Genomic DNA, 22,002 nt, shown 5'->3' on the forward strand with positions numbered 1-22,002 from the left:
GTTGTACCCGATCTCAACTCTGAGATCGGGTTTTTATATATTCCTATTACATATGTTACGTTTACTTCATTTGATCTAGTACTGCTTTCGTATGCTGATTTAACGGCTTTATATCGGGAGCCTTCACGGGATCATCGCTTAGCTCATATTTGTGCTTTAGCTCAAGCGTCGCCCTTACACGGTCGTTCAGCATCTCCTCCGGGATCACGCCGCTCCGGACAGCCTTGGTCAATGCCTGGATGACGGCTTCCTCCAGCGCATATTCATGTCCGATCAGTACCATGTTGCTTCCTGCGACGACGGATTTCACGGAAGCCTCACCTACGTCCGTGCTGCCGGATATAGCACCCATTGTCATGTCGTCCGTAATGACAACTCCCTTAAATCCCATCTCTTCCCGTAACAAATCGTTGATCACGGGCTTTGAATACGAGGATGGCGTATCCGGATCGATGCTCTTCATGAGCAGATGCGCAACCATGACCACATCGGCCCCTTCATTAATCGCTTGTTGAAACGGAACCAGCTCCATTTCATGCAGACGCTTCAAGTCATGCTCCACCACGGGCAAACCGAGGTGGGAATCGACCGAAGTGTCGCCATGTCCTGGAAAATGCTTCACGACGGGAACGACTCCCTTCTCCTGTATTCCCTTCATGGAGGCAATCCCATGCTCGGTAACGGTCTCCGCCGTATTGCCAAAGGATCGATCGCCGATGACCGGATTGTTCGGGTTGCTATGAATGTCCAGCACTGGGGCGAATACCATATTGAGCCCGAGTCCCGCAACCTTCTGCGCGATAAGGCCGCCAACGCGCTTCGTGAGCGCTAGATCCCCCTTGCTTCCGACTTTGCCGCTTGACGGCAGCTTTACATATTCCTCGGGAAAACGCGTAACCCGTCCGCCCTCCTCGTCTATACTCAGCCACAGGGGCACCGGATTGGCAGCATTGGCTTCCTTCAGATCATTGAGCAGCTTTACCGTCTGCTCTACGCTCTCTATATTGTCTTTGAAGAGGATAAACCCGCCAACATGGTGATCCTTCACCAATTTACGCGAAGTTTCATCGATGGCCGTTCCTTCGAGTCCGACCAGTACCAGCTGGCCGATCTTCTCCTCGACGGTCATGTCGTTCATAAGCTCAGCGATCTCATCTTCGGTTTCGTTCGGAGGCAGGCTGCCGTCCTCGCTTTCATTGTCGGTACTGCCTGACGGAGGAGGCTCGGTTTCGTTGTCATTCTCTTGAGAAGGCGGGTTCTGGTCCTGTACTACCTCCGATGGCGAAGTTCCTTGGCCATCATTGCCCGCATTCCCCGTCTCCGAACGGCCCTGGCAACCTGCCAGAACCAGCAGCAAGATGACAACCAGCATCGTTAAGCTCATCCATGGTGTCCTTCGCTTCAACATTGTCACCTTCCTTCATGTTCACACTACTGTATTCGCCCTCTGTCCCGCAGAGTCCTTCCATCATAACATGATTTCGTTAAGGGCCAAAACGATCCACAACGAAAGCCCCCCGTTGGAAAACAAGAAGAAAAGAGCCGCAGCGATGGCGGCCCTTCCTTCTCTATTTAAGCAATCCGAGCTGACGGGCTTGCTCCTCCGTCAATATAAACTGCTCCGTCTCCCATACTTCATCCTCGTCCGTTCTTCCGAACATCAGCATGATATCGTCCCATATATTCTTTTGCATCGCCTCGGCTTGCGTGATAATAACCTTCATGTCTGCCTCAATCCTTTCCTTGGGTTCATCCCTACTATTACATAATAAAACCACGGAGGGCAGAATAGAATCGATAAGCAAAGCAAAAGCCTGCAAATAGTATCTGCAGGCTGGGGCGGAAGTATAACTAAGAATAGGCAGGATGGTGTTTAATCCATGACATGGCAATGGTGCCTTCGCCTGCATGGATGCCTGCAACAGGGATAAAGGTCATGATTTCGGTCTTAAGCGACGGATGGGCCCCGCTGATTTCCTTCTGGATCTCCTCGGCCTCTTCCACGTTGTTCGCGTGCATGATGCACACCTTCTTAATTTTCTGTATGTCTGTTTTCATGATATCGATCATTTTCTGCTTGGCTTTCTTAAACGTCCGGATCTTCTCCTCCACAATGACTTTGCCTTCGTCAAAACGGAGCAGCAGATGTATGCGGAGCAAATTGCTCAGCAGCAGCTGCGTACCGGACACCCGGCCGCTGATATGAAGTCGATGCAGGCTTGCCGGTATAAGATAGAACGACATGTTGTGCACCATGGTCTGAATTTTATCCTTTATCACCTGTACGGTATCCCCCTGGCTGTGCCAGTGAATGCCGGACATAATCATTTCGCGCACCGGAAACGCTCCCGCTTGAGAGTCGATGCCAACCACGGGTACCTCGGCAATCTCGGCCGCCTGCAGGGAAGAATTCAAAGTTCCGCTGAGCTCCGAAGAACAGTGAATCGCAATAATATCGTCATACTTCACTTTCAGGGTTTCGTAAAGCTCAATGAATTCTCCGATGGGAGGCTGGGAACTGCTGACTTTCGGCTCGTCTTTCATCCGTTCATAAAAGGCTTCTGCCGATATGTCGATTCCTTCCCTGTAGGCCTCTTGGCCCAGAATCAACCTCAAAGGCACAATGTAAATATGATGCTTCTTGGCGAATTCAGGGTCGATTGTGCTCGTGCTGTCGGTTACCCATGCAATGGATCTCATGATCGTGTTCACGTCTCGCTTTCGTGTAGTAAGAAATAGGAATGGAAGCGATTTAAGCCGCTCATTTCATCATATCTTACCCTTGCGGCGCATTGCAAATGGAAGGGGGATGATTTCACGTCCTACGCCTGGGTTCGCCACACAAAAGCCTTATTTTCCGTCTCCGTTATACCCTTTTTCCCCAAAAGGTTCCAGCCGTTCGATCCAATAGGCTTCCCGCTTGCTGACCGCACCCTTCAAATCGAAGAACGGATCTTCCTTCGGCTCAATCTTCTCCAGGATCTCAAAAACAAACGCATCCTCTCCAAACTCTTTCCAATCCTGCTGAAGCGGCTTGTTGTAGCTTGTCCCCATCTGCAGCTCGAAGCGCTTGCCGTTCATGGTTTTCAGATTGTTCGTTCCGGCGACGAATATTTTACCGTTCTTCGTGTTCCGAATTTGATACACGCCGGCTTCAATCTTGATCTCCTTGTACATCTGATTTAGTTCCTGTCTGCGATTCATGGCCTTAACGCCTCCTTCTTGCTTTCATCTATGTCGTTAGCCAGTACTGGCTTCCATCATCCTTGCGATCCAAAAAACCATATTCGATCAAATATCGGCGAATGGTCACATAATCGGGATTGTCTCTTCCGATCGTATCGTTGATTTCCTGCTCGGAATACAAGACATCGGGTTTAAAACGGGCGGCGATTTCGCGCAGCACGACGTACTTCTGCTTCTCTTTAAGCTTAAAAGTCTTCAACGGGCCATCGGTCCCCTCGGGGAACGCCTTGGCTAGGATCGATTGCCTCTCTTCTTCCGTAACATTGTAGCGTTCATCGATCATTTTGGCCTGCTTAGGGATCTCCACGAACGCCGGAGCATGGCTGTCCTTTTCCTTCAACAGCTCCATCAAGGTCAGCAGCACCTTGGACTGCCTCTCCTTCTCTTTCAAGGCAAACCGGTGATTGCGTATCGTCGACGCGCTGCCGATGCCGAGCTCCTGCTGGACCTCCTTGTCGTTCATGCCTTGATAGAAGAGCTGCAGCAGCCGGTTCTGATGCTCGGTCAATCCGGTCAGCTTCTTATCGAGGCCGGACAGATACTGAAAGACGGAGCCATGCTCCCGTCGGATATGAACGGTCATGTATCGTTCCGATTCGTACAGCACATCCTCATCCGGGTAGATGATCCCCTTCTCCAGCGTCTTGCCGCACAAGAGACATACCCAGACGGGGCCTTCGTCGATATAGCCTTGTTTAAGTTCATCTATGGAAGCATTCCAGAAGCGTTCATTTAGGTCCATCGCACACACCACTTCCCCCAAAGTTATTTACATAGACATTTTATATTTTTGTCTATAGCATGTCAATCAAGCCCCACGACGACATAATATTTCTTCCTCCCTCCCGTGGAACCTGCTAGAATAGAGGTTGCTGCTGTAAAATTTAGGGGGTATCATCATGGGATTCATACAACAGTCGGCAAAAGAAATGCGTTCTTGGCCGCGCAACATCAAGCTGTTTTTTCTAGCTAACGTGCTGTATCAGTTCGGTACCGGCATGTTCAGCGTGCTCTACAATTTGTACATACAAGGCCTGGGTTATAATGACTCCATGAATGGAACAGTGGTCAGTATTCAATCCCTCGCCACGGCATTGATGTTTATCCCGATCGGCTTGATCGGCGACCGCGGAAGCCGCAAGCGAATCCTGGTCCTTGGCGCGTTGTTAAGCGGCACCGGACTGATTGCGCGAGCTTTTCTGGCGAGTGAGTTCAGCTTGCTTGGTCTCGCGGTATACACCGGACTGTTCGCATCCTTTTTTCAGGTGCTGGCGATTCCGTTTCTGGCGGAAAATACGGCGAAATCGGCTCGTATGCGCATCTTTAGCATCCATGCCTCGCTTGTGCTTGCTTCTCAAGTGTTAGGCAGCATGGGAGGCGGCTTCCTGGCGGATGCCCTGCAGGCATTCGGCCTGAACAAGGTCGATAGCTTGAAAACGGCCCTGTTCATCGGCGGTCTGGCAACCTTTGCGGCATTTATCCCGCTCTTGTTCACGACCGACAAGAACGACGCGCATGCACGGCCTCTGGATGCACCCATCCCGGATCAACCCCTGCGCCCTGGAGGAGCGGTTACCGCCTCCGGGATCGGAGATTTCAAAGTCATCGGGCAGTTCGCGCTTGCCCAGCTGTTGATCGGCCTCGGGTCCGGACTGGTCGTTCCTTATTTGAATTTGTATTTTACCAACCGTTTCTCGGTATCGTTATCCGCGGTTGGGATTCTGATATCGCTCGGACAAGTCATGACGATTGTATCCATGCTGATCGGCCCTTCGCTGGTGAATCGGGTAGGAGCCGTCAAAGCCGTGGTTCTCTTTCAAGTCCTATCCTTGCCCTTCCTGTTGTTAACCGGCTTCACGAATGTCCTCCTCATCGCATCGGTCGGCTTCCTGTTCCGTCAAGCCTTGATGAATGCGGCCAATCCGATACAGTCGTCGATTCTGATTGACCGCGTACCGGATCACCGGAGAGGCATCGCCAATTCCGTCACGCAAACCGCCTTTATGCTCGGCTGGGCGACGATGGGGCCCGTACAGTCGAAATTGGTCACCACATACGGCAGCTACTGGGGATACGCAATCACCTTCTGCATTACCGGAACGCTGTACGTCATTTCCTCGTTCCTATATTACCGAATGTTCCGCGAACGCAAGGGCAGCGGTCTTTCCCCGGATGCTTCCGCTACTCTCTAGCCTCGACCCGCAGCGGTTTGACATGGGGCGGGACATCCCGTTCGCCTGCAGGAACGGTCCGGGCCTGAAAGCTTCCCTTATACCGGAAGACAGGCCCCAATATCGGGTTGACCACCTCAACGGATATCCGATATAACTGATATTCGTCATCATACCATTCGCATACATCGGCCGTTCCGGTGAGCCACCGGGGAAATCGAAACTGCAGCCGTCCTTCATAAAACCTCTGCTCCCCCGATCGAATGCGAATTCCGCCATTCTCCGCGGCAGCGATCCGAAGATCGACTGCCAAGTGCTGTTTGTTTCCCAAATAATCCACGACGCGGCTGCGCTGTGCGCTATAAATCATCGTGGCGTCAAATCGTCTTCGAATGCCAGGAAAATCAAAACTTCGGCACCACGTCACCGTTTCTCTTCCCCAGTCATCCCGATAAGCGTAGTTCTCAATCCGAAACGGGATCCCTTTCCCCCGGTTAGGAAACATGATATGCCGCATCGTACCTATATGCAGCGGCAGCGCCGCCCATCGAGCGTACCAGATTTCTTCCATGATGCCTTCGCCGATCGAAGCGACGTTATCCTTGCTGTCGAACCCGAACCGCTCCAGGATTTTAGGATGAAGCTTGTGAAACTGGCTTCCAAGCGCCTGCTCATAGATCGAGGTCATGTTCATTCACTCCTTTATCGGATGTATGCCCACGGACAGTTCTATGTCTTCGAACCGGACGGTAAGCGCTTGGCAAGTCCGATGCGGACAGCGAAGCCATGAAGCAGAATCCAATCATCGATCCGCTAAGCGTTAACGGATTGAACGGGGCTTTCATTAATTCGGCATCCGTCATCCATGCTCCAAGCATCAAGATCGCAAGCAAGATCATGATCAGCCTGTACCACAACCGGTTCTTGTGAAAGAGCAATGTCAATAAACCGACGCCGATCTCGGTGATGCCGAGCAAGGTCAGCACCATCCCTTCCCGACCGGCTGCCAAACCCGACTGCCTCAGCAGATCAAGCTCTCCCGCTTCCGGGAACAGAAGCTTCGGAACCAGTCCTTCATAGCACCATAGAACAACCAGCATAAATACGCTTAAAGCGTGGATGATTGCCTTCCGGATCGTGACCGTAGGCGGAATATCCTTCTCGGCCCATAATCGGAGCACATCGAAGCTCCAAGCCGTCGCTGCGCCGAATAAAGGCCGAAACAGCAGGCGGTCAAACCAGGCCCCCGGCATGCCGAACCGCGTCCTGTAATCGTATTGGGTCGAGAAACGGATGACGCCGTTGCCGCTGTCGGCGTATTTCCAATAGCCGCTCCCCTCCTTAACCAGGGAAATGCGCTGATCCGAGCCGAATCGCAGCACCGAGATCCGGTTCCCAGTCCTCGGGTGCACGGCCGTTTTCGTAGCGCCCGTTCCCGTAACTTCCAGTCCGAATCCGATGCGGGTTTTGTATAAAAACCGCTGGACGTCCGAATCAGCCTGCGGCAAATCATGAATCTCGGAAAAACGCAAATCCCATTGTTGATGCATCTCGGGTCTCTGTGTCAATGACCACAATGTTTCCATATCCGTCTTGATGTCGAGTTCAACATAGATCGGATTTCTCTTCATGCGCACTCAGCTCCTAATGGATAACCCTTCTCGGTGACAGCCGGGCCCCTCTATTTACAAGCCATTTTACCGCTGAGGGGGATTCCCCGTTAGACCTCACTTTTATAGAACAAACGAAGAAGAGGTACTACGTTTCGTAGTACCTCTTCCATTTCTTCCATATGATCCGTCTTCCGTCCCGAAGCTAGTTGTCGTTCTCTCTCACGATCCCTTTTCGGCGGACCTTCTCCACGGCCTCCCTGCTGCTCCTCACCCCGAGCTTTTTCAGAATTTTATTGATCTGATTCTTGAGCGTGCTCTCGGTTTTGAACAGCTTCTTCTCCATTTGGGAATGGGTGAAACCCTCATCCAACAGATCAAACACTTCACGTTCCGCCGGCGTCAAGCTCCGCAGCTGTTCTTCGCGCTTGAGTCGGGCAAATTCCTTGAGCAGCACCTCCATCGATCCCGGTTGATGTACGGCGCTTCGGATTGCGGCCGGCAATTCCTCGAAATTCGATTTCTCAATGTAATTGACGGCTCCGGCCGTATAGGATTGCATGATCACCAACTCGTCATCCAGCGAGGTCAGCATGATCACCTTGGCCTCGGGCTTTCGTTCATGGATTTCTGCAGCCGCGTAGATGCCGTCGAGTCGGCCCGCCGTCAGCTGAATATCCATAAGCACGATATCGAAGGACAGGACTTCCGCCATCGCAATCGCTTGTTCGGGGGACTCGGCCGCGCCGACCACGATCATATCCTCCCGCGCATTCAGAAAAACGGTCATTGATTTAATCCAATCCGGATCGTCCTCGACCAGAAAGACGTGTATTCGATTCAAGGCTCTTCCCTCCCGAATAAACGAATGATTTTGCTGCGGGGAAAATACAACGTGATCTCGGTACCGACCGATTCGCGGCTCTCCAATCCCACGGAGCCGCCGCTTTTCTTCATCACGTTGTACGCATAGGTAAGGCCAAGTCCGAAGTTTGACTTCCTGTGGCCCTTGGTGCTGTAGAACGGTTCAAACACAAGCGGCTGCTGCTCTTCCGGAATGCCCATGCCGTTATCCTTGACGGAAATCGCGGCTCCCTTGCGGTCGGCCGTTACCGTCAACGCGATCACTCCTCCGTCAGGCATCGCCTCGACGCTATTGCTTATGAGATTGCTGATCGCTTCCTTCAAGTGGACGGCATCCGCAAGCAGCCAGGGACGCTGTGTGCACAGCACCTTTAACTCGATGCCATGGCTGCGCAGCCGTTCCTGTTCGCGAAGCTGCAGTTCAGCAAGCAGCTGATCCGCGCGGACAGGCTGTTCCACCAGCTTAAACGCCTTCATCTGCTGCTGCATGCGCCCTGTCATCGCTAACAAATGCTTGGAAGCGTTAGCGATGACATCAAGCTGCTCCAGGGCCGTTTCGTTATCCGGCGACAGCAGCCGCTTCACGTTATCGGTGCTCATGGCGATTTTCCCGACCTCGTTCTTGATGGTATGATTCAGCATCGTTGTACCCGAGCTGACCGCTTGCATCGTGCGATCCAGCGGATCGCGCTCGAATTTCAGGCGGACGCCCAGGACGCCGTACACAAAGGTGCAGATGACGGCAACGCCCATCGAATACAGAATAAACAGGGATACGTACCGGAATGAATCGTAACCGGGCCAGATGACATTCCCTACATTTATCAACAGCATCACACCGAGCAAGGTTGGCACCATAATCCAGGTGGTAATCCACATGCTTTTGCGTTTCTGCGGGTTCTTCTCAGAGGATAAGGCTCCAATGAGCAGAGCGCATGCAGCAACATAATACGGGCCGGTCCATACGAACAGCCATCCGTAATGAATCCGGTAATCTTTCGTAAGGAGCACCTGGACCAGCATCGCGAACACAGGCAGCAGCAGGCCTATTTTGAGATCACGTTTTCTCCTATGGTGCCGGGGCCTGCCGGTATACACCATGCAAAATATCAACACGCCGTAAGGTGTCAGGGTATGGTTGAGGAATTGTATCCACGGCCCGTAGGCGGTCGCAATAAAACCGGAAGGCGCTAGCCAGTCCGTCAACCCCCCGATCCCTGCACTCCACAGGAAAAAAGCCGCCCAGCGGTTCACCTCGCTTCGAGGCTGATTGAACAGCAGCACGGCCGCTGCAGTCCAAAGCGCGAACACATAATACATCAAGACGCATCGTTCCATTCTCTTCCCGAATATAGTTTCATCCTACCATAATTGCGCCAGCAGGGGGACCTCCCTTCTTACCCATGCCGAGGAAATAAAGATCACTGATATATGACATTGTTTATTTCTTCAATACCTTCATTTTACATTGCGAAAACATTCAGTTTACATTCAGCCGCGCTTAAGAAAGATATCAGGAACGATTGATAGGATAGATCTCGTAAGCAAACAAGCATACGAAAGACAGAGAGAAACGAGGTGGAAACATGACAACCCCATTAAAATACCGGAACGAGCTGAAGTTCTTCGTGAATCTTCACCAATATCGGATCATCAGCCAACGATTGAAGAATTTGGTGACCTACGATCAGCATGCCGGACCCGCCGGGGAATATCACATTCGAAGCTTGTACTTTGATGATATCAATAATAAAGCCCTATACGAGAAGCTGGCGGGCGTCCGGGATCGGGTGAAATACCGCATCCGTATTTATAACGTAGCCGACGACACGATCCATTTTGAGAAGAAAATCAAATTCCGGGATTACATCGCCAAGCTGAAGGAGCCGCTCACAAGGGAGATGACCGATCAGATCATGGCCGGACAATACGACTGTCTCTACCAGCCGGATAAGCCTTTGATGATGGAGCTGTACCACGAGATGAAGCATAAGCTGCTGCGGCCCAAGGTCATTGTCGATTATGTCCGCGAGCCTTACGTCTGCGCTAACGGAAATGTGCGGATTACGTTTGACAAGGAGCTGAGAACCGGCCTGCACTCCACGGAACTGTTCAATCGAAACCTGCTGCCGATCCGGGCGATCGATGAGAATCTGATCATACTCGAGGTCAAATACGACGAGTACATTCCGGATTACATCAAAATCGCGCTGCAGTTGGAAGGCCTCAACCGGCAATCGGCATCCAAATATGTAATGTGCCGTAAATTTCTGAAATATAACACATGGGAGGATCAATAGTTCATGAACACCACATCGACTTCAAGCAATACGAACACCACCAATTTTTCGGATATCGTCAAAAAATCCGTCATGGAAAATTTCGTATCCGACATCAGCATCGCCAAAATTTTGATCACGCTCGCCGTTGCCTTTGTTATCGGGCTGTTTATTTATCTGCTCTATAAAAGGGTCTTCAGCGGCGTCCTGTATTCCAAGAGCTTTAACGTGTCGCTGATCGGGATGACGATGATCACGGCCGTTGTCATCATCGCCATCAATTCGAATCTCGTGCTCTCGCTCGGTATGGTCGGCGCGCTCTCCATCGTCCGTTTCCGTACGCCCATCAAGGACCCAACCGATCTGATCTTCCTGTTCTGGGCCGCGGTTGCCGGGATCGTAACCGGAGCCGGATTCTACACGCTGGCTGCCATCGGCTCCGTCGTTGTCGGTCTTATCCTGTTCTTCTTCATTAAGAAAGCGACGGTCGATACCCCTTACCTGCTGGTCGTCCATTGCGATAACGAGCAGGCCGAGCAAGCCGTTCAAGGACAAGTCGGTCAGGCTGTGAAGCGTTACAACCTGAAGCAAAAAACCGTGACGCCAGGCAGCATCGAGCTGACGCTGGAAGTACGGCTGCGCGATGCCGAAGGCCAATTCGTGAACAAGCTGTCCCAGCTGCAGGGCGTTCAACATGCGGTTCTGATCAGTTACAGCGGCGATTATGTATCCTAAGTCAGGCGGTGGTCAGAAATGATGAAGAAAAGAACGACAGTCCTGCTGTCCCTTGCGCTGGCCATAATCCTTCTGCTCACAGGCTGCCAAAGGACGACACAGTTTGCCGGGACGGCTGGAAGCTCTGAGAACGATGGCCTTCAGGAGCAAATCGATTCCGCGGTTTTTCCGAAGGACAAGGTCATTGACGTTAAAATCACGATCGACGAAGCAGACTTCCAGGATATGCTGGACAACGCCAGCGCTGAAGAATACAAAGAAGCGTCCGTCAATTACAACGGCATGCAATTTGATCATGTCGGCATTCGCACCAAAGGCAATTTAAGTCTGCGCAGCGTGGTCAATTCCGATTCCGACCGCTACAGCTTCAAGATTTCCTTTGACGAATATCTCAATCAAACCTTGAACGGGATCAGCAAAATCAATCTGAACAACAACTACAGCGACGCCTCGTATATGCGGGAATTCCTGACCTACGAGCTGGCGGAATCCGTCGGTCTGCCCACACCCGGCTTCTCTTACGTCAATGTATACGTTAACGATGAATTATGGGGGTTCTACCTCGCAATCGAACAGATTGGCGATTCTTATCTGCAGCGTCATTTCGATCATTCGTACGGCGCATTATACAAAGCCCAGATGACAGGCACGGGCAGCGATCTGGCTTGGCTCGGCAGCGACCCCGATTCGTACACCGGGCTTGTCATGAAATCCAAGTCCTCCAATGACGATGTATTGATCGACATGCTCGACGAGCTGAACAACGGCACCGATTACGAGAAGGTGCTGGATGTCGATAACGTGCTCAAGTACGTTGCCTTGAACGTCGTTGCCTCCAATATGGACAGTTACTTGGGGATGAACAAACAGAACTACTACCTGTATGAGAACAACGGCATTTTCTCCGTCCTGCCCTGGGATTATAACATGGCGTTCGGAGGGTTTGGGGGCTCCGGCATCCTGATTGACGAGCCCACTCAGGGTGCTTTGGCGGAACGTCCCCTGATTGCCAAGCTGCTCGAGGTTGACGAATATAAGGAACGTTACCACGCCATCCTCTCGGAGATGCTGGAGGGATACATGCAGCAGGACCATTTCGAGGAACGCGTAGCGCAATTGCAGGAATTGATATCCGAGCACGTCAAGCAAGACCCCAGACCGTTCTACTCCTATGAGGAGTACGAGCAATCGCTCCCGACATTGACCTCATTCGCGGAAGAGTCCATGGATAATATCCAGCAGCAGCTGGATGGGACGATCCCTTCGTCCGGCGACGGAAGCGGCAGCGGCGGCGGGATGGGGCCTGGTGGCGGAGGAGGTATGAGGCCTGACGGCGCCGGCGTGCGACCTGGGGGTGACGGGATGGTACCTGGCGGCAATACGAATTCCAATGATGCCGCCCAGGAGAGCTCTACCGGCACCGGGACAAGCACGGCATCGGATGGAACAGCCGGCAGCGGGACTGACGGGACTGGGATCGTTGTCCCTAACGACGCCCCGGGCGGAGGCATCTCTGGCGAAAACACGCCCGCCAACAACGACGGTGCCGCTTTTGCTCCTTCCAGCAACGCGGATGTTACTTCCAGCGGCATTGGGGAAGGCTCTGGCGACGCTCCTGACGTGGATGAATCTGTCTCGTCGATTGTATCGGCGGTTGGACCAGGCACAAGCAGTTCCGACGAAAGAACAGCGATGGATGCTGCTTCTGCCGTTAATCCAACAAGTCATGCAGAGGAAAGTAACGCAGAGGAAAATTCTACAGATTCAACACAAGCTCCGAACCAGCCCTCTACAGGCGGCAATCAACCGACCATGCCGCAAGCGCCGGCTCAGAATGGTCAAGGGCAGATGCCGGATTTCCCTCAAGGCCAGATGGGGAACGGGTTCGGCGGCGAGTTCGGCGGACAAATGCAGGGAGGACGCGGAATGGGCCGGCCTGGCGATTGGTCGTACGAAGCAGCCAAGGAGCAAGGTAGCACCCAGGAAGCCTTGTACGCAGGAGTTTCCCTCGTACTGCTGCTGCTCTCATGTCTTTTTGTGACTCTATATAAACGAAAAAGATTGTAATCAGCAAGCAAGGGACAGTTCCGAAGGCATCGACCTTTGGAACTGTCCCTTTTATATGCGCTAATCGTTATTAGCCGATATCCGTTACATAATCATGCAACTATTAAGCGGTGATCCACGTTAAAATAACCGGTGCCGCGATGAGGAGCGCGCCGAGCGCTACGATGGTTCTCGTCGCATTTCCGGACAGTTTGCGCTGCGTCTCCGCCGAACGATACCAGCCGCTGAATTGCAGGCGATTGCGATAGAGGACCAGGAACCAACATACATTTCCCGCAAACAGAAACAGGAAATATAACCCTTCCCATGGAATCCAGGACTTCAGGATCTGATGCTCTATGCTGCCCAGAACCGCTGTCACGACCATCAGAATGATCATCATTCGAATGATTTCCAGAATGGATGAGGCCAATTTGGTCATAAATGCTTCCTCCTTTCATTCATGCCGATACTGGATATTTTACCATTATACAGCAAATACAAGGACTCCGCATCCATTCCCGTAGAACGATCAGGAACGGGGAGCTCAATTGGAGTTGAGCTCAGCTTCTTGATCGTGAAACGATTGTTTTCTTACAAAGTATGAATCCAGCTTCCGACTGCCCCATAGGGACAGCAAGATAAAGGCTAGGACACCGAGCAATTTGAAGGGCTCCGCCATAAAATCCGAGAGATTAGCCCCGATGTAAGAAACGCAAAACACCATAATGCCCTTGCCCAAGGTTACGGCCATGAGATAGGACATGACGTTCATTCTCGCCAGTCCGGCGGCCACGTTGACAGCGACAAACGGCCCGACGGGAAGTATGCCCAGCAGAAAAACATAACTGAAGCCGTTGCGTTGAATCCAGCGCATGCCGCGCTGAACCTTCGGTTTTTTCGCCCAGCGTTCGATCAGGGGAGTACCGGATATTTTCCGCACGAGGAGAAACGTCGTCAAGCATCCCGCCACCATTCCGATCCAGGAGTAAAGAAATCCCGCCCACAGCCCGTACACCGCTGCATTAACGCCAACGATCACGATCGTGGGCATCGGAGGAATAAAGGATTTCAAGAAAGTCAGCAGTATGCCCGGCAGAGGGCCTAAGGCTCGAAACTGGTCAAGAAACCATTCCAGATTGCTCTGTGTAAAATAAGACATGATGTCCAAGTAGCCATTCAATGACTTCACCCATTTCCGCTAAGTATTGCTTGTCCTAACCGACTTGCAGCGCCTGATTCAGCTGAGCCAGATGGTGATTATCGTGCCAGATGAAATCCCGCATAAATTGCGCCACTTCAAAGGGATGTCCGTCTCCGTCCGCGTACCGCTCCTCATACTTCGTTTCCGGCAACGCTTCAATGGTCCGAATCAGCTGTTCCCTTGCGGTTATCGTCCGGTCCACCAGCGCTTCCGTCGATAACGTTTTGGCATATTGCTTGGCCTCCTCATTGAAGGCGTCATAATCCAGATGCCGGACGGTCAATGCATCTCCCGTTGAGATTTTGGCGATAGCCTCATTAAAAAAATACTCATCCCATCGCATGATATGGCACACCACGTCGCGTACGGTCCATTTCCCATTCGCAATCGGGGAATTCCAATAGCCCTCTTCCAGGACACCGAACTCCTTCACCTTGCCGATCCATTCCGAATACTCGTTTAACAGCTGCTGTTTGTCATTCATATACATTCTCCTTGTCCATATATGATTTGATATAAGCGTCCAGTCGAGCCTCCGGCCAGCGATACATCTCCAGCAGCTCCTCATAAGGATCGCCCGGTAAATGCAGCAGCTTCGCAAAGGCAGGTTCCGTCTTATACCCCGCCTTCTTCAGCTCAATGATGGTTTCTCTTGCAGCTTCGCCGAGCCGCTTCAACAGCTTGTATTCCACTACCATATGGCGGTAACCGTTCTGCTTCACGGAAGGCACCGGCTGGGCAAAAATCTCGAATTCCCAGCCTTTGTACCGAAATCGCGCTACTGCTCGCTCTACGTTCCCCACACATCGGAAAGAGTATGTGAAATCCGAAACAAGTCGGTCGTATGACGCTCTGAGTTCTCGCTCGAACCGGTCAAACTCCGTCACATGACATATGATATCGAGATCGCTTGAAGCGATGTCAATCCCAATAGGGATCGTGCCCACCAGTATAGGACTGCAGGATTTCAAATGCTCCCACAGTTCCAGTTCATCTATGACCGAAGCTGCCTGCCTCTGCTTGGCCGTGCCTTGACGTAAATACTCCAGGTTTAAAAAATCCGACTCTGCTTGCATCGCTCCCCACCTGCCCTATTCCGCTGAACTTTCAGGTTGACGCTCGGTCCAGGTCGTCCGGACATAGCCCAGCTTCATGCCGACGGTTTCCATGTCGCGATGGCTCTGGGATAAGAAGGCGCATTGACCGACAACCAGATTGCACCCCTCCCGCTTCGCGTCCCGTATTCTTCTGCGAAGCAGCTCCTGATGCAGCCCCCGTCGACGGTATTCCGGCAGCGTAGCGGCAAATGTAAGCGAAGCCGTGGAATGGTTCATATGCATGACACCGGCCGCAGCCGGCTGCTCATCCACATAAGCCATATAGAACCTCCAGCCCGGCCTTGCATGCAATACGCGATTGTTCAATGCTACGGATGGGATCCCTTGCACCGGCAGTCCTGTTCCCAGGCAATGAACTTTAGCATAATCTTCAAACTCGTCTTTGTCTATTGTTTTGATCACTATTCCGTGATCCGGCATGTCCACCAGTTCTTGCGGGTTCATATACATGGAATTATGAAAGGCGGATTGGAAGAATCCGCGATCGGCAAGCGCCGAGAGCAAGGCCTGATCCACCATGGCGGGCACGATCTCGAACTGGAATTTACGGTCCCGCGAATGATAGAAGTCGATGATTGCGTCCAGATCCTTCAGATTCTCCGAACGGAGTCCTTTGACCGTGTTAAAAGAAAGCCAAGGCATCGTTTTGCTGTACAAACACAGCGCTTGGCCGAAACGAACCATCTCGATCCCTTCGGGATTTCCGGTCCGGCCTTCGATGGCTTGCATTCGATCATACATATACTCCGTTTCCGAACGCTGAATGCGATGGATTAGCTCCTCGGATGGAAGATGCGGCATGGTTACCTCCTATGCATTATGTATCAATTTTAAAGATCCGTGAAAATAGAGCCCGAAGATCGTGTACGGATGCTTCGGGCTCTAGGCTTGCTGTGTATGGTTTATTTCGCGCTGCCCGGCAGATCGCAAGATCCGTCGGCACACATGCCGTCGTTGCTGTCGGACTCGTTCACCATGACCAGGGGATTCGCTTCACGATAGGCTTTGTCCAGTGCATCCGTGAAAACTTCCAGCGGTTGTGCGCCGGAAACGGCATATTTGCCTCCCAGCACGAAGAACGGCACTCCCCGAATTCCAAGATTCGTCGCTGCGGCTTCATCTGCGCGTACCTCGGATTGGAAAGCATCGCTTTCAAGCACCGCCATAGCCTGCTCCCGCTCCAGTCCGACCTCCGCCGCCAGATCGGCGAGCAGGTTCTTATCTTCCAGATTCTCGGCATCCGTGAAATAGGCGCGGAACAGCCGCTCCGTCATGTCTTTCATTTTACCATGCTGCGCAGCAAAATGAACCAGTCGGTGAGCATCAAATGAATTGGCAGGGATCACGCGGTCCATGTGGTAGGTAAGTCCAACACTGGCCGCTTGTTGAGTCACGTTGGCATTAGCTGCCTTGGCCTGCTCTATGCTCATGCCGTATTTCGCCGCCAACAACTCGTCCATGGACACCCCGGGCTTATACGACGCATTCGGATCAAGCTCAAAGCTGCGATATACCACTTCAACCTGATCCTTATGAGGGAACTGCTCCAATGCCGATTCGAACCGGCGCTTTCCAATATAACAGAACGGACACATAAAATCCGACCAAATTTCAACTTTCATTTAATTCGCCTCCTAGCGAGCAGGAATACTAACTTACTAATTGTAACCCGCTTTCGCCCTGATATCAACACTCATATGAAAACGGCAATGCTGCACGGTAATCCATGATATGAGCACCCGGTAAACAGCCTTCAGCGATGCTTCCTGCTATCTTGTATCCTGGCCTGAATCCAGTCCATCACGACCGCACAGCCAAGCTTCCCCTCCAGGGAGCCGTTCATCACCAAATCCGCATGCCAACGGGTAGGCTCGACATATTGATCATGCCTGTATCGCACAAGCTGCAAATATTCCTGTATCACGCTTTCCTCGCGATGACCCTTCTCCATGAACCGCCGGTTTCTGCGAAGCATTCTTTCATCCGCGGGACAGTCGACGAACAGCTTCAGATCCAGGGAGTTTCGAAGATCCTCGAATTGATACAGAAGAAACCCTTCAATGACGATGACATCATGGTCACCGCAACGGGCGGCTTGTTCTATCTCATCGGTCAGACGCTGGATGTTGACGGCGTCCGGATGGTTAAAATCCTCAAAGATTGTATTCGTAAAGGGCGCTTTAGACATAGGTCTGACGGACTTATAATATTTGTCCATATGAAAGAGCGCCACCCGATACTCGACAAGCTTCTCCTTGAGTTGGAGGCTTAGCGTCGTTTTGCCGCTGCCCGTCCCCCCGCCAATCCCGATCCTTATAGCACGGCCATGATTCATGTTCTCGTTCTTCCTCCGCATTTGGTTCACTGTGTAGACTTCAGTCGTTTATATTGCATTACCAGATAGGCCAGGTTTTTTAAACCTATCCTTATCTGATGTCTATATTAAAAAACAGACAGCGTGCCGCCGCCTGTCATTTGTACTTTTTCCAATCCATCTCGCTGTGTTCCAGCAGATATTCAAAATCGTTATCGCGACGCTTCTGTTCCGCCTTGCGTGCAGCTTCCCGTTCCTGCCGCTCCTTCTCCAGCCGCTCGGCTTCAGAGGCCTTTAAGGACTCGGTTGTCGCCTTCAGCTTTGCCAAAACTTGAGGGTCCAGCATATCTTTTAGCGTTGCGGGTTTATCGGCAGTTTCCGTCCGCGGCGCCGGGGACGTTCGTTTCTTTTTTGCCATAAATACTCACCTCGATTTCAATCCATTATACCATCTTAAATGTCGTCTGACATCCGTATCTATTGAAGAGGATTTACAAAAAAGGAGAGCCTCTCGGCTCTCCTTCTCGTTATGTATACTTACTTAAGGGCGATCGATGGGACTTGAACCCACGAATGCCGGAGCCACAATCCGGTGCGTTAACCCCTTCGCCACGACCGCCATGACAATGGACATATCATCATGCCCGAGATCATAATATATCAGATATTCAGCCGTTTGGCAAATTGTAATTTCTTACATCGTCCCTTGATTTCAACGACGAGTAAATACTATACTTACTTGAACTCCGTCGTCTGACCAAGAGTCCACATACGCTACAACATGATGATTCAGCATAGGGGGTAAGACATTCATGATCTATCATATCGATTACGTCTCAGAGGGATTGCATGTGAAAGGATATCTGGGTCTGCCGCCGCTATTGTCCCTTAATCGCAGCCAGGAGATGTCCGAAACGGTCGACGCCATACCCGGCGTTACGGTAACCGGCACGCTTGCATGCTCCTTGTATAAGGACCCTGTTCCGGAAGGAGCCTCCGGGTCGATCGAACCGAAGCTGCCGCTGGTCCTGTATTGCCGCGGAGGCATAGGCCGGATCGGCGCGGTCAGGTTGAAATGGGTCGAAGAATTCGCGGCGCAAGGCTATGCCGTGTTTGCTCCGGCCTATCGCGGAAACGAAGGCAGCGAGGGCAGGGATGAGTTTGGGGGCGCCGATACGATGGATGTGATCACCGCCTTGGAATGGTTATCCCGCATTCCATGGATAGACAACAGCCGCATGCATCTGCTGGGCTTCTCCCGCGGGGCGATCAATGCCGCCGTGGCAGCCGCCCGGTCATCTCATGTATCCAAAATGATTCTATGGAGCGGCGTCTCCGACCTGGCGCAGACCTACGAGGAACGGATCGATCTGCGCAGAATGATGAAACGCGTCATTGGCGGTACGCCGACCAAGTTTCCGGAACGATACCTTCTTCGGTCCCCGATTCACTATGCGGATCGAATCCGATGTCCGGTCCTGATTGTGCATGGTACGCGGGACGAGCAGGTCCTGGTTGAACACAGCTTCCGGATGCTGGACAAGCTTCAAGAACTGGGACACCAGCCAGAAGCCCACCTGTACGAAGGGCTGGGACATCATTTCCCGCCGCTGCAGCACGCCGCGGCGATCAACCGGATGTTCGACTGGTTGAAGCGAAGTTAAGGCGTAATTAATCTAAAGCTCATGAGGATCGGTATCTACACCCCTATTCCAGCCTAGCGGCCGTATCGATCCAGTATTTGCAATTCCCGTCCGCAATGGAACTGAGTACCCCATGGTTCCATTCTATGATGCGACGGGAAGCCCGATTGGTTTCATCGCAGGTTAGAAGGACCCGGCTTATGTTCTTCTCACAGGCTTTCTTAACGAGCCCCGCCAGCATCTGTTTGCCATATCCTTTCCCCCGCTCCGACGGCCTGATGACATACCCGATATGCCCCCCTGACTCCAACAGCTTCTCATTCAAGCGGTGTCTGAGCTTGCCGTAACCTACAGGCTTGCCGGTATGATACAGCCAATAAATCGTCTGGGGAACATACTCATCCGGCAGATTGATGCTTCGTGCCATTTCGTAATTGCGACGGACCTTGGAGGAGAATTCCTCCATGCTGCTGCTATTTAAGCCGTTAACAAAGCCGTTCTCGCCGGAGCCAATCTCCTGGACCATAAACAGCAGACTCTCATCCTCCTTCTCCAGCAGCTCCCTTAATGCTAACGTCAAGTCTATCCCTCCACTTGAAAAATCGAATCTACAATGACAGGCAGCTGATCCCGCAAGGATACAGCGCCGAATACGGATCTGGCGTGGATCCCTTGATCCCCGAACACCTCAAGCATCAAGTCCGAGAACCCATTCAACACCATATGATGCTCTTCGTAATCGGTTGTTGCGTTAATGAAGCCCTGAACCTTAACCACCCGCTTCACTTTATCAAGCGATCCAAGGCCTTCCCTCAATACGGCCAAGACTTCGATTCCGGTCAGCCGAGCATATTCGTATCCCTGCTCCGTTGTGTAATGCTCGCCCAATTTGCCCCTTGGCTGCCCGGATGGACCCTTGCCGGAAACATACATCAACCCGTTCACGATGACGTAGTTGGCATACTTGGCTGCCGGCGATCCGGCTTGAGGCAAGCTGATGCCCAGCTGCTGCAAACGTTCCTCCGCACAAACGTTCATTTGATCACTCCTACAGGAAAATCATTCAAATTAAATTTCAATTATTGTATCACGGAATAACCGTTTTACAAGCAAAAAAAGACCAACCCCATTCATCGGGATTGGTCTTGGATGTAACCTGTCTGCTCTTAGATCCGGAACGAATACGAAGCGTAACGCTCCGCATTGTCAATCGCCTGCCACACGTCCGTCGTTTCTGCTCCCGGATACCAATAGGCATACCCGGCAATTCGGTATTTGGCGGCCATGAGATGTTTCCATGACAGGGAGCGGGAATCCTCGGTCCATATGCGATGCTGGATGCCTCTGCTGCTATAAGCTGCTTCATATTGCGCCACGCTGGCATTCCAAGTTAAGGAAGCCTGGGTCAGACGGATGCGATGTCCCTGTTCAATCAAACTGATATCCGACGAGGACACCGATGAAGCAATCTGCCAATCCCTCGTATAGAGCGGATACGCAATGATGCTCTTCTTAGCCGGCACTTGGGTCAGCAGCTTGCTCAGCGCGGATTCGCTCCATGGCAGCGAGGATACGGAGCCCGCTTTCGGCGAACCGCCCCAGTGCTGGTCATAACTCATGAGCACCATATAGTCCACTAGACTGCCAAGCGCCGCATAATCGAAGGCAGCCGTCCAATCCGTATTCAGATCAGGTGAAACATCAATGGATAACTTGGCTCCAAGCCGTTTCATTTCCATGGATAACTGCGTGATGAAGGCCGTCAGATTCTGCCTGTCCTCAGGCATGACGTTCTCAAAATCGATATTGATCCCATCCAATCGGTAGCGGGATACGCTCGCAGCGATGCTGTCTACGACAGACTTCCGGGACTGCGGACTGCTTAGAACCTGGTGGGTTCCTTCCGCATTCGCGCGGTTGCCCACCATAGCCCACACCTGCCGGGCATTGTTATGTGCCCAATTCAGCAGCTCGATGTCGGTGCTGTCCGACAGCTTCCCGTTAGACTCCATGTAATACCACCGCGGCACCAGCACATTCAACCCGGCCCGTTTGGCATAGGAGATATATTGCTTGGTCGAGCCATTGTACAACCAGCCCATATGAATATTCGCAGCCGGCTGGCTGTCGATCATGGATTTCACGTTTCCCGATTGAAGGACCCTGTCCAGCAGCATCGCCGTTTCTTCCCGGGTAATCGGGTCCAGCGGTCTGAATTGGCCTTGGCTTCCTTGCAGCCAGCCTGTATTCGTCGCTTGGCCGACCGCACGCCAGGCCCATGCCGCGATCGATTCCGAATCCGTATAGTAGCCGGCGGTATATCCGTTATCGTATCCAATATCCTTCATGGCACGAATAACGATGACCGCAGCTTCCTGTCTTGTTATCGAAGCATTCGGAAAGAACTTGTAGCCGTTCCCCTCCACGATGGATAAATTAAGGCCTGCATGAACCCAGCCGTAGTACCAAGCTGAACGGGATACGTCCTGAAAGGCGGGCAGATCGTTCGGAACAGGCTCCATGTTCAGCATTCTGGCAACCATAGCGATAAATTCGGCCCGCGTAACCGGATTTCGCGGCAAAAAAGCTCCTGTGCCATCCCCGCTTACGATGCCTCGCTTGGCCAGACGGTAAATCGCGTCTTTTGCAAAGCTGGACGAAATATCGTGAAAAGCGGTCGGGCTAGGAGCTTGAGCTGCTGATGCCTGGAGGGGGCTTATAAACGCTGTAAATGACAAAAGGAAACAAAGTGACAGGATATATTTCTTCAAA

Annotated in this window: 25 protein-coding genes and 1 tRNA gene; 5 read left to right on the top strand and 21 right to left on the bottom strand. The window is 52.1% G+C overall.

Translation table 11 applies throughout. The annotated features are described in order from the left end of the window. Positions 1-61 precede the first annotated feature (61 nt). The 5 genes from nagZ to P0X86_RS20305 all read right to left on the bottom strand — a co-directional run bounded on the left by nagZ (position 62) and on the right by P0X86_RS20305 (position 3,988). A complete protein-coding gene (gene nagZ / locus P0X86_RS20285) occupies positions 62-1,408 on the bottom strand; it encodes a beta-N-acetylhexosaminidase (RefSeq protein ID WP_277746320.1) in 1,347 nt (448 codons plus the stop codon). 160 nt (positions 1,409-1,568) lie between these two features. After that, a complete protein-coding gene (locus P0X86_RS20290; RefSeq protein ID WP_009593107.1) occupies positions 1,569-1,724 on the bottom strand; it encodes a hypothetical protein in 156 nt (51 codons plus the stop codon). 127 nt (positions 1,725-1,851) lie between these two features. After that, positions 1,852-2,700 (bottom strand): DegV family protein, encoded by an 849-nt coding sequence (locus tag P0X86_RS20295; protein ID WP_036661431.1) that lies wholly within the window; start codon positions 2,698-2,700, stop codon positions 1,852-1,854. A 150-nt stretch (positions 2,701-2,850) separates the two neighbouring features. Further along, complete coding sequence (locus tag P0X86_RS20300; protein ID WP_015736172.1) at positions 2,851-3,204, bottom strand: GIY-YIG nuclease family protein; 354 nt, start codon at positions 3,202-3,204, stop codon at positions 2,851-2,853. Between the two features lie 28 nt (positions 3,205-3,232). Further along, complete coding sequence (locus P0X86_RS20305) at positions 3,233-3,988, bottom strand: DUF2087 domain-containing protein (RefSeq protein WP_096774396.1); 756 nt, start codon at positions 3,986-3,988, stop codon at positions 3,233-3,235. 157 nt (positions 3,989-4,145) lie between these two features. Here P0X86_RS20305 and P0X86_RS20310 point away from each other — a divergent pair, with 157 nt between their 5' ends. Continuing rightward, complete coding sequence (locus P0X86_RS20310) at positions 4,146-5,438, top strand: MFS transporter (RefSeq protein ID WP_192571364.1); 1,293 nt, start codon at positions 4,146-4,148, stop codon at positions 5,436-5,438. On the opposite strand, the gene P0X86_RS20315 is transcribed toward P0X86_RS20310, so the two are convergent. From P0X86_RS20315 to P0X86_RS20330, 4 genes are all read right to left on the bottom strand, one after another. Then, positions 5,428-6,105 carry a DUF4166 domain-containing protein gene (locus tag P0X86_RS20315; RefSeq protein ID WP_277746321.1) on the bottom strand — a complete coding sequence of 226 codons (678 nt, stop codon included), beginning with the start codon at positions 6,103-6,105 and terminating at the stop codon, positions 5,428-5,430. The two genes, P0X86_RS20310 and P0X86_RS20315, sit on opposite strands and share 11 nt — an antisense overlap. Beyond that, positions 6,089-7,048, bottom strand: a complete 960-nt coding sequence (locus P0X86_RS20320; protein WP_277746322.1) for a DoxX-like family protein — start codon at positions 7,046-7,048, stop codon at positions 6,089-6,091. Before P0X86_RS20320 ends, P0X86_RS20315 begins: the two co-directional genes overlap by 17 nt. Before the next feature lie 184 nt (positions 7,049-7,232). Next, the gene (locus tag P0X86_RS20325; RefSeq protein ID WP_192571362.1) at positions 7,233-7,871 is read right to left on the bottom strand and encodes a response regulator transcription factor; all 639 of its coding nucleotides are present in this window, start codon (positions 7,869-7,871) and stop codon (positions 7,233-7,235) included. Then, the gene (locus P0X86_RS20330; protein ID WP_277746323.1) at positions 7,868-9,229 is read right to left on the bottom strand and encodes a sensor histidine kinase; all 1,362 of its coding nucleotides are present in this window, start codon (positions 9,227-9,229) and stop codon (positions 7,868-7,870) included. Before P0X86_RS20330 ends, P0X86_RS20325 begins: the two co-directional genes overlap by 4 nt. Before the next feature lie 248 nt (positions 9,230-9,477). On the opposite strand from P0X86_RS20330, the gene P0X86_RS20335 reads away from it, so the two are divergent. The 3 genes from P0X86_RS20335 to P0X86_RS20345 are packed head-to-tail and all read left to right on the top strand — an operon-like array spanning position 9,478 to position 12,972. After that, positions 9,478-10,191, top strand: coding sequence for a polyphosphate polymerase domain-containing protein (locus P0X86_RS20335; protein WP_015736179.1), 714 nt, complete (start codon positions 9,478-9,480; stop codon positions 10,189-10,191). Between the two features lie 3 nt (positions 10,192-10,194). Then, positions 10,195-10,905, top strand: coding sequence for a DUF4956 domain-containing protein (locus P0X86_RS20340; protein WP_015736180.1), 711 nt, complete (start codon positions 10,195-10,197; stop codon positions 10,903-10,905). 18 nt (positions 10,906-10,923) lie between these two features. After that, positions 10,924-12,972, top strand: a complete 2,049-nt coding sequence (locus tag P0X86_RS20345) for a CotH kinase family protein (RefSeq protein ID WP_277746324.1) — start codon at positions 10,924-10,926, stop codon at positions 12,970-12,972. 103 nt (positions 12,973-13,075) lie between these two features. On the opposite strand, the gene P0X86_RS20350 is transcribed toward P0X86_RS20345, so the two are convergent. From P0X86_RS20350 to P0X86_RS20390, 9 genes are all read right to left on the bottom strand, one after another. Next, positions 13,076-13,393: a hypothetical protein gene (locus P0X86_RS20350; protein WP_015736182.1), complete on the bottom strand. Its 318-nt coding sequence runs from the start codon at positions 13,391-13,393 to the stop codon at positions 13,076-13,078. A 105-nt stretch (positions 13,394-13,498) separates the two neighbouring features. Further along, positions 13,499-14,143: a TVP38/TMEM64 family protein gene (locus P0X86_RS20355; protein WP_015736183.1), complete on the bottom strand. Its 645-nt coding sequence runs from the start codon at positions 14,141-14,143 to the stop codon at positions 13,499-13,501. 25 nt (positions 14,144-14,168) lie between these two features. After that, positions 14,169-14,639, bottom strand: a complete 471-nt coding sequence (locus P0X86_RS20360; RefSeq protein ID WP_277746325.1) for a DinB family protein — start codon at positions 14,637-14,639, stop codon at positions 14,169-14,171. Further along, a complete protein-coding gene (locus P0X86_RS20365; protein ID WP_277746326.1) occupies positions 14,632-15,231 on the bottom strand; it encodes a DUF4269 domain-containing protein in 600 nt (199 codons plus the stop codon). Before P0X86_RS20365 ends, P0X86_RS20360 begins: the two co-directional genes overlap by 8 nt. 15 nt (positions 15,232-15,246) lie before the next feature. Continuing rightward, positions 15,247-16,074, bottom strand: a complete 828-nt coding sequence (locus tag P0X86_RS20370) for a GNAT family N-acetyltransferase (RefSeq protein WP_277746327.1) — start codon at positions 16,072-16,074, stop codon at positions 15,247-15,249. A gap of 101 nt (positions 16,075-16,175) precedes the next feature. Continuing rightward, on the bottom strand, positions 16,176-16,895 hold the full coding sequence (locus P0X86_RS20375) for a DsbA family oxidoreductase (RefSeq protein WP_277746328.1): 720 nt from the start codon (positions 16,893-16,895) through the stop codon (positions 16,176-16,178). 131 nt (positions 16,896-17,026) lie between these two features. Then, positions 17,027-17,608, bottom strand: a complete 582-nt coding sequence (locus P0X86_RS20380) for an AAA family ATPase (RefSeq protein WP_009590685.1) — start codon at positions 17,606-17,608, stop codon at positions 17,027-17,029. A 136-nt stretch (positions 17,609-17,744) separates the two neighbouring features. After that, positions 17,745-18,005, bottom strand: a complete 261-nt coding sequence (locus tag P0X86_RS20385) for a YqkE family protein (protein ID WP_015736189.1) — start codon at positions 18,003-18,005, stop codon at positions 17,745-17,747. A 128-nt stretch (positions 18,006-18,133) separates the two neighbouring features. Beyond that, positions 18,134-18,206, bottom strand: a tRNA-His gene (locus tag P0X86_RS20390). A gap of 193 nt (positions 18,207-18,399) precedes the next feature. Here P0X86_RS20390 and P0X86_RS20395 point away from each other — a divergent pair. Beyond that, the gene (locus tag P0X86_RS20395) at positions 18,400-19,251 is read left to right on the top strand and encodes an alpha/beta hydrolase family protein (RefSeq protein ID WP_277746329.1); all 852 of its coding nucleotides are present in this window, start codon (positions 18,400-18,402) and stop codon (positions 19,249-19,251) included. 43 nt (positions 19,252-19,294) lie between these two features. On the opposite strand, the gene P0X86_RS20400 is transcribed toward P0X86_RS20395, so the two are convergent. The 3 genes from P0X86_RS20400 to P0X86_RS20410 form a co-directional block, all read right to left on the bottom strand. Then, the gene (locus P0X86_RS20400) at positions 19,295-19,810 is read right to left on the bottom strand and encodes a GNAT family N-acetyltransferase (RefSeq protein ID WP_192571352.1); all 516 of its coding nucleotides are present in this window, start codon (positions 19,808-19,810) and stop codon (positions 19,295-19,297) included. Between the two features lie 2 nt (positions 19,811-19,812). Further along, the gene (locus P0X86_RS20405) at positions 19,813-20,268 is read right to left on the bottom strand and encodes a RidA family protein (RefSeq protein WP_277746330.1); all 456 of its coding nucleotides are present in this window, start codon (positions 20,266-20,268) and stop codon (positions 19,813-19,815) included. A 128-nt stretch (positions 20,269-20,396) separates the two neighbouring features. Continuing rightward, positions 20,397-22,001, bottom strand: a complete 1,605-nt coding sequence (locus P0X86_RS20410; RefSeq protein ID WP_277746331.1) for an S-layer homology domain-containing protein — start codon at positions 21,999-22,001, stop codon at positions 20,397-20,399. Position 22,002 lies beyond the last annotated feature (1 nt).

Origin of the sequence: Paenibacillus sp. BR1-192 (genome assembly GCF_029542445.1) — a bacterium.
GTDB classification, from domain to species: domain Bacteria; phylum Bacillota; class Bacilli; order Paenibacillales; family Paenibacillaceae; genus Paenibacillus_AQ; species Paenibacillus_AQ lautus_A.

Excerpts from the sequence above, each read along its gene's own strand:
- nagZ (WP_277746320.1), bottom strand. The coding sequence starts at position 1,408 with ATGTTGAAGCGAAGGACACCATGGATGAGCTTAACGATGCTGGTTGTC.
- P0X86_RS20290 (WP_009593107.1), bottom strand. The coding sequence starts at position 1,724 with ATGAAGGTTATTATCACGCAAGCCGAGGCGATGCAAAAGAATATATGG.
- P0X86_RS20295 (WP_036661431.1), bottom strand. The coding sequence starts at position 2,700 with ATGAGATCCATTGCATGGGTAACCGACAGCACGAGCACAATCGACCCT.
- P0X86_RS20300 (WP_015736172.1), bottom strand. The coding sequence starts at position 3,204 with ATGAATCGCAGACAGGAACTAAATCAGATGTACAAGGAGATCAAGATT.
- P0X86_RS20305 (WP_096774396.1), bottom strand. The coding sequence starts at position 3,988 with ATGGACCTAAATGAACGCTTCTGGAATGCTTCCATAGATGAACTTAAA.
- P0X86_RS20310 (WP_192571364.1), top strand. The coding sequence starts at position 4,146 with ATGGGATTCATACAACAGTCGGCAAAAGAAATGCGTTCTTGGCCGCGC.
- P0X86_RS20315 (WP_277746321.1), bottom strand. The coding sequence starts at position 6,105 with ATGACCTCGATCTATGAGCAGGCGCTTGGAAGCCAGTTTCACAAGCTT.
- P0X86_RS20320 (WP_277746322.1), bottom strand. The coding sequence starts at position 7,048 with ATGAAGAGAAATCCGATCTATGTTGAACTCGACATCAAGACGGATATG.
- P0X86_RS20330 (WP_277746323.1), bottom strand. The coding sequence starts at position 9,229 with ATGGAACGATGCGTCTTGATGTATTATGTGTTCGCGCTTTGGACTGCA.
- P0X86_RS20335 (WP_015736179.1), top strand. The coding sequence starts at position 9,478 with ATGACAACCCCATTAAAATACCGGAACGAGCTGAAGTTCTTCGTGAAT.
- P0X86_RS20340 (WP_015736180.1), top strand. The coding sequence starts at position 10,195 with ATGAACACCACATCGACTTCAAGCAATACGAACACCACCAATTTTTCG.
- P0X86_RS20345 (WP_277746324.1), top strand. The coding sequence starts at position 10,924 with ATGATGAAGAAAAGAACGACAGTCCTGCTGTCCCTTGCGCTGGCCATA.
- P0X86_RS20350 (WP_015736182.1), bottom strand. The coding sequence starts at position 13,393 with ATGACCAAATTGGCCTCATCCATTCTGGAAATCATTCGAATGATGATC.
- P0X86_RS20360 (WP_277746325.1), bottom strand. The coding sequence starts at position 14,639 with ATGAATGACAAACAGCAGCTGTTAAACGAGTATTCGGAATGGATCGGC.
- P0X86_RS20365 (WP_277746326.1), bottom strand. The coding sequence starts at position 15,231 with ATGCAAGCAGAGTCGGATTTTTTAAACCTGGAGTATTTACGTCAAGGC.
- P0X86_RS20370 (WP_277746327.1), bottom strand. The coding sequence starts at position 16,074 with ATGCCGCATCTTCCATCCGAGGAGCTAATCCATCGCATTCAGCGTTCG.
- P0X86_RS20375 (WP_277746328.1), bottom strand. The coding sequence starts at position 16,895 with ATGAAAGTTGAAATTTGGTCGGATTTTATGTGTCCGTTCTGTTATATT.
- P0X86_RS20380 (WP_009590685.1), bottom strand. The coding sequence starts at position 17,608 with ATGAATCATGGCCGTGCTATAAGGATCGGGATTGGCGGGGGGACGGGC.
- P0X86_RS20385 (WP_015736189.1), bottom strand. The coding sequence starts at position 18,005 with ATGGCAAAAAAGAAACGAACGTCCCCGGCGCCGCGGACGGAAACTGCC.
- P0X86_RS20395 (WP_277746329.1), top strand. The coding sequence starts at position 18,400 with ATGATCTATCATATCGATTACGTCTCAGAGGGATTGCATGTGAAAGGA.
- P0X86_RS20405 (WP_277746330.1), bottom strand. The coding sequence starts at position 20,268 with ATGAACGTTTGTGCGGAGGAACGTTTGCAGCAGCTGGGCATCAGCTTG.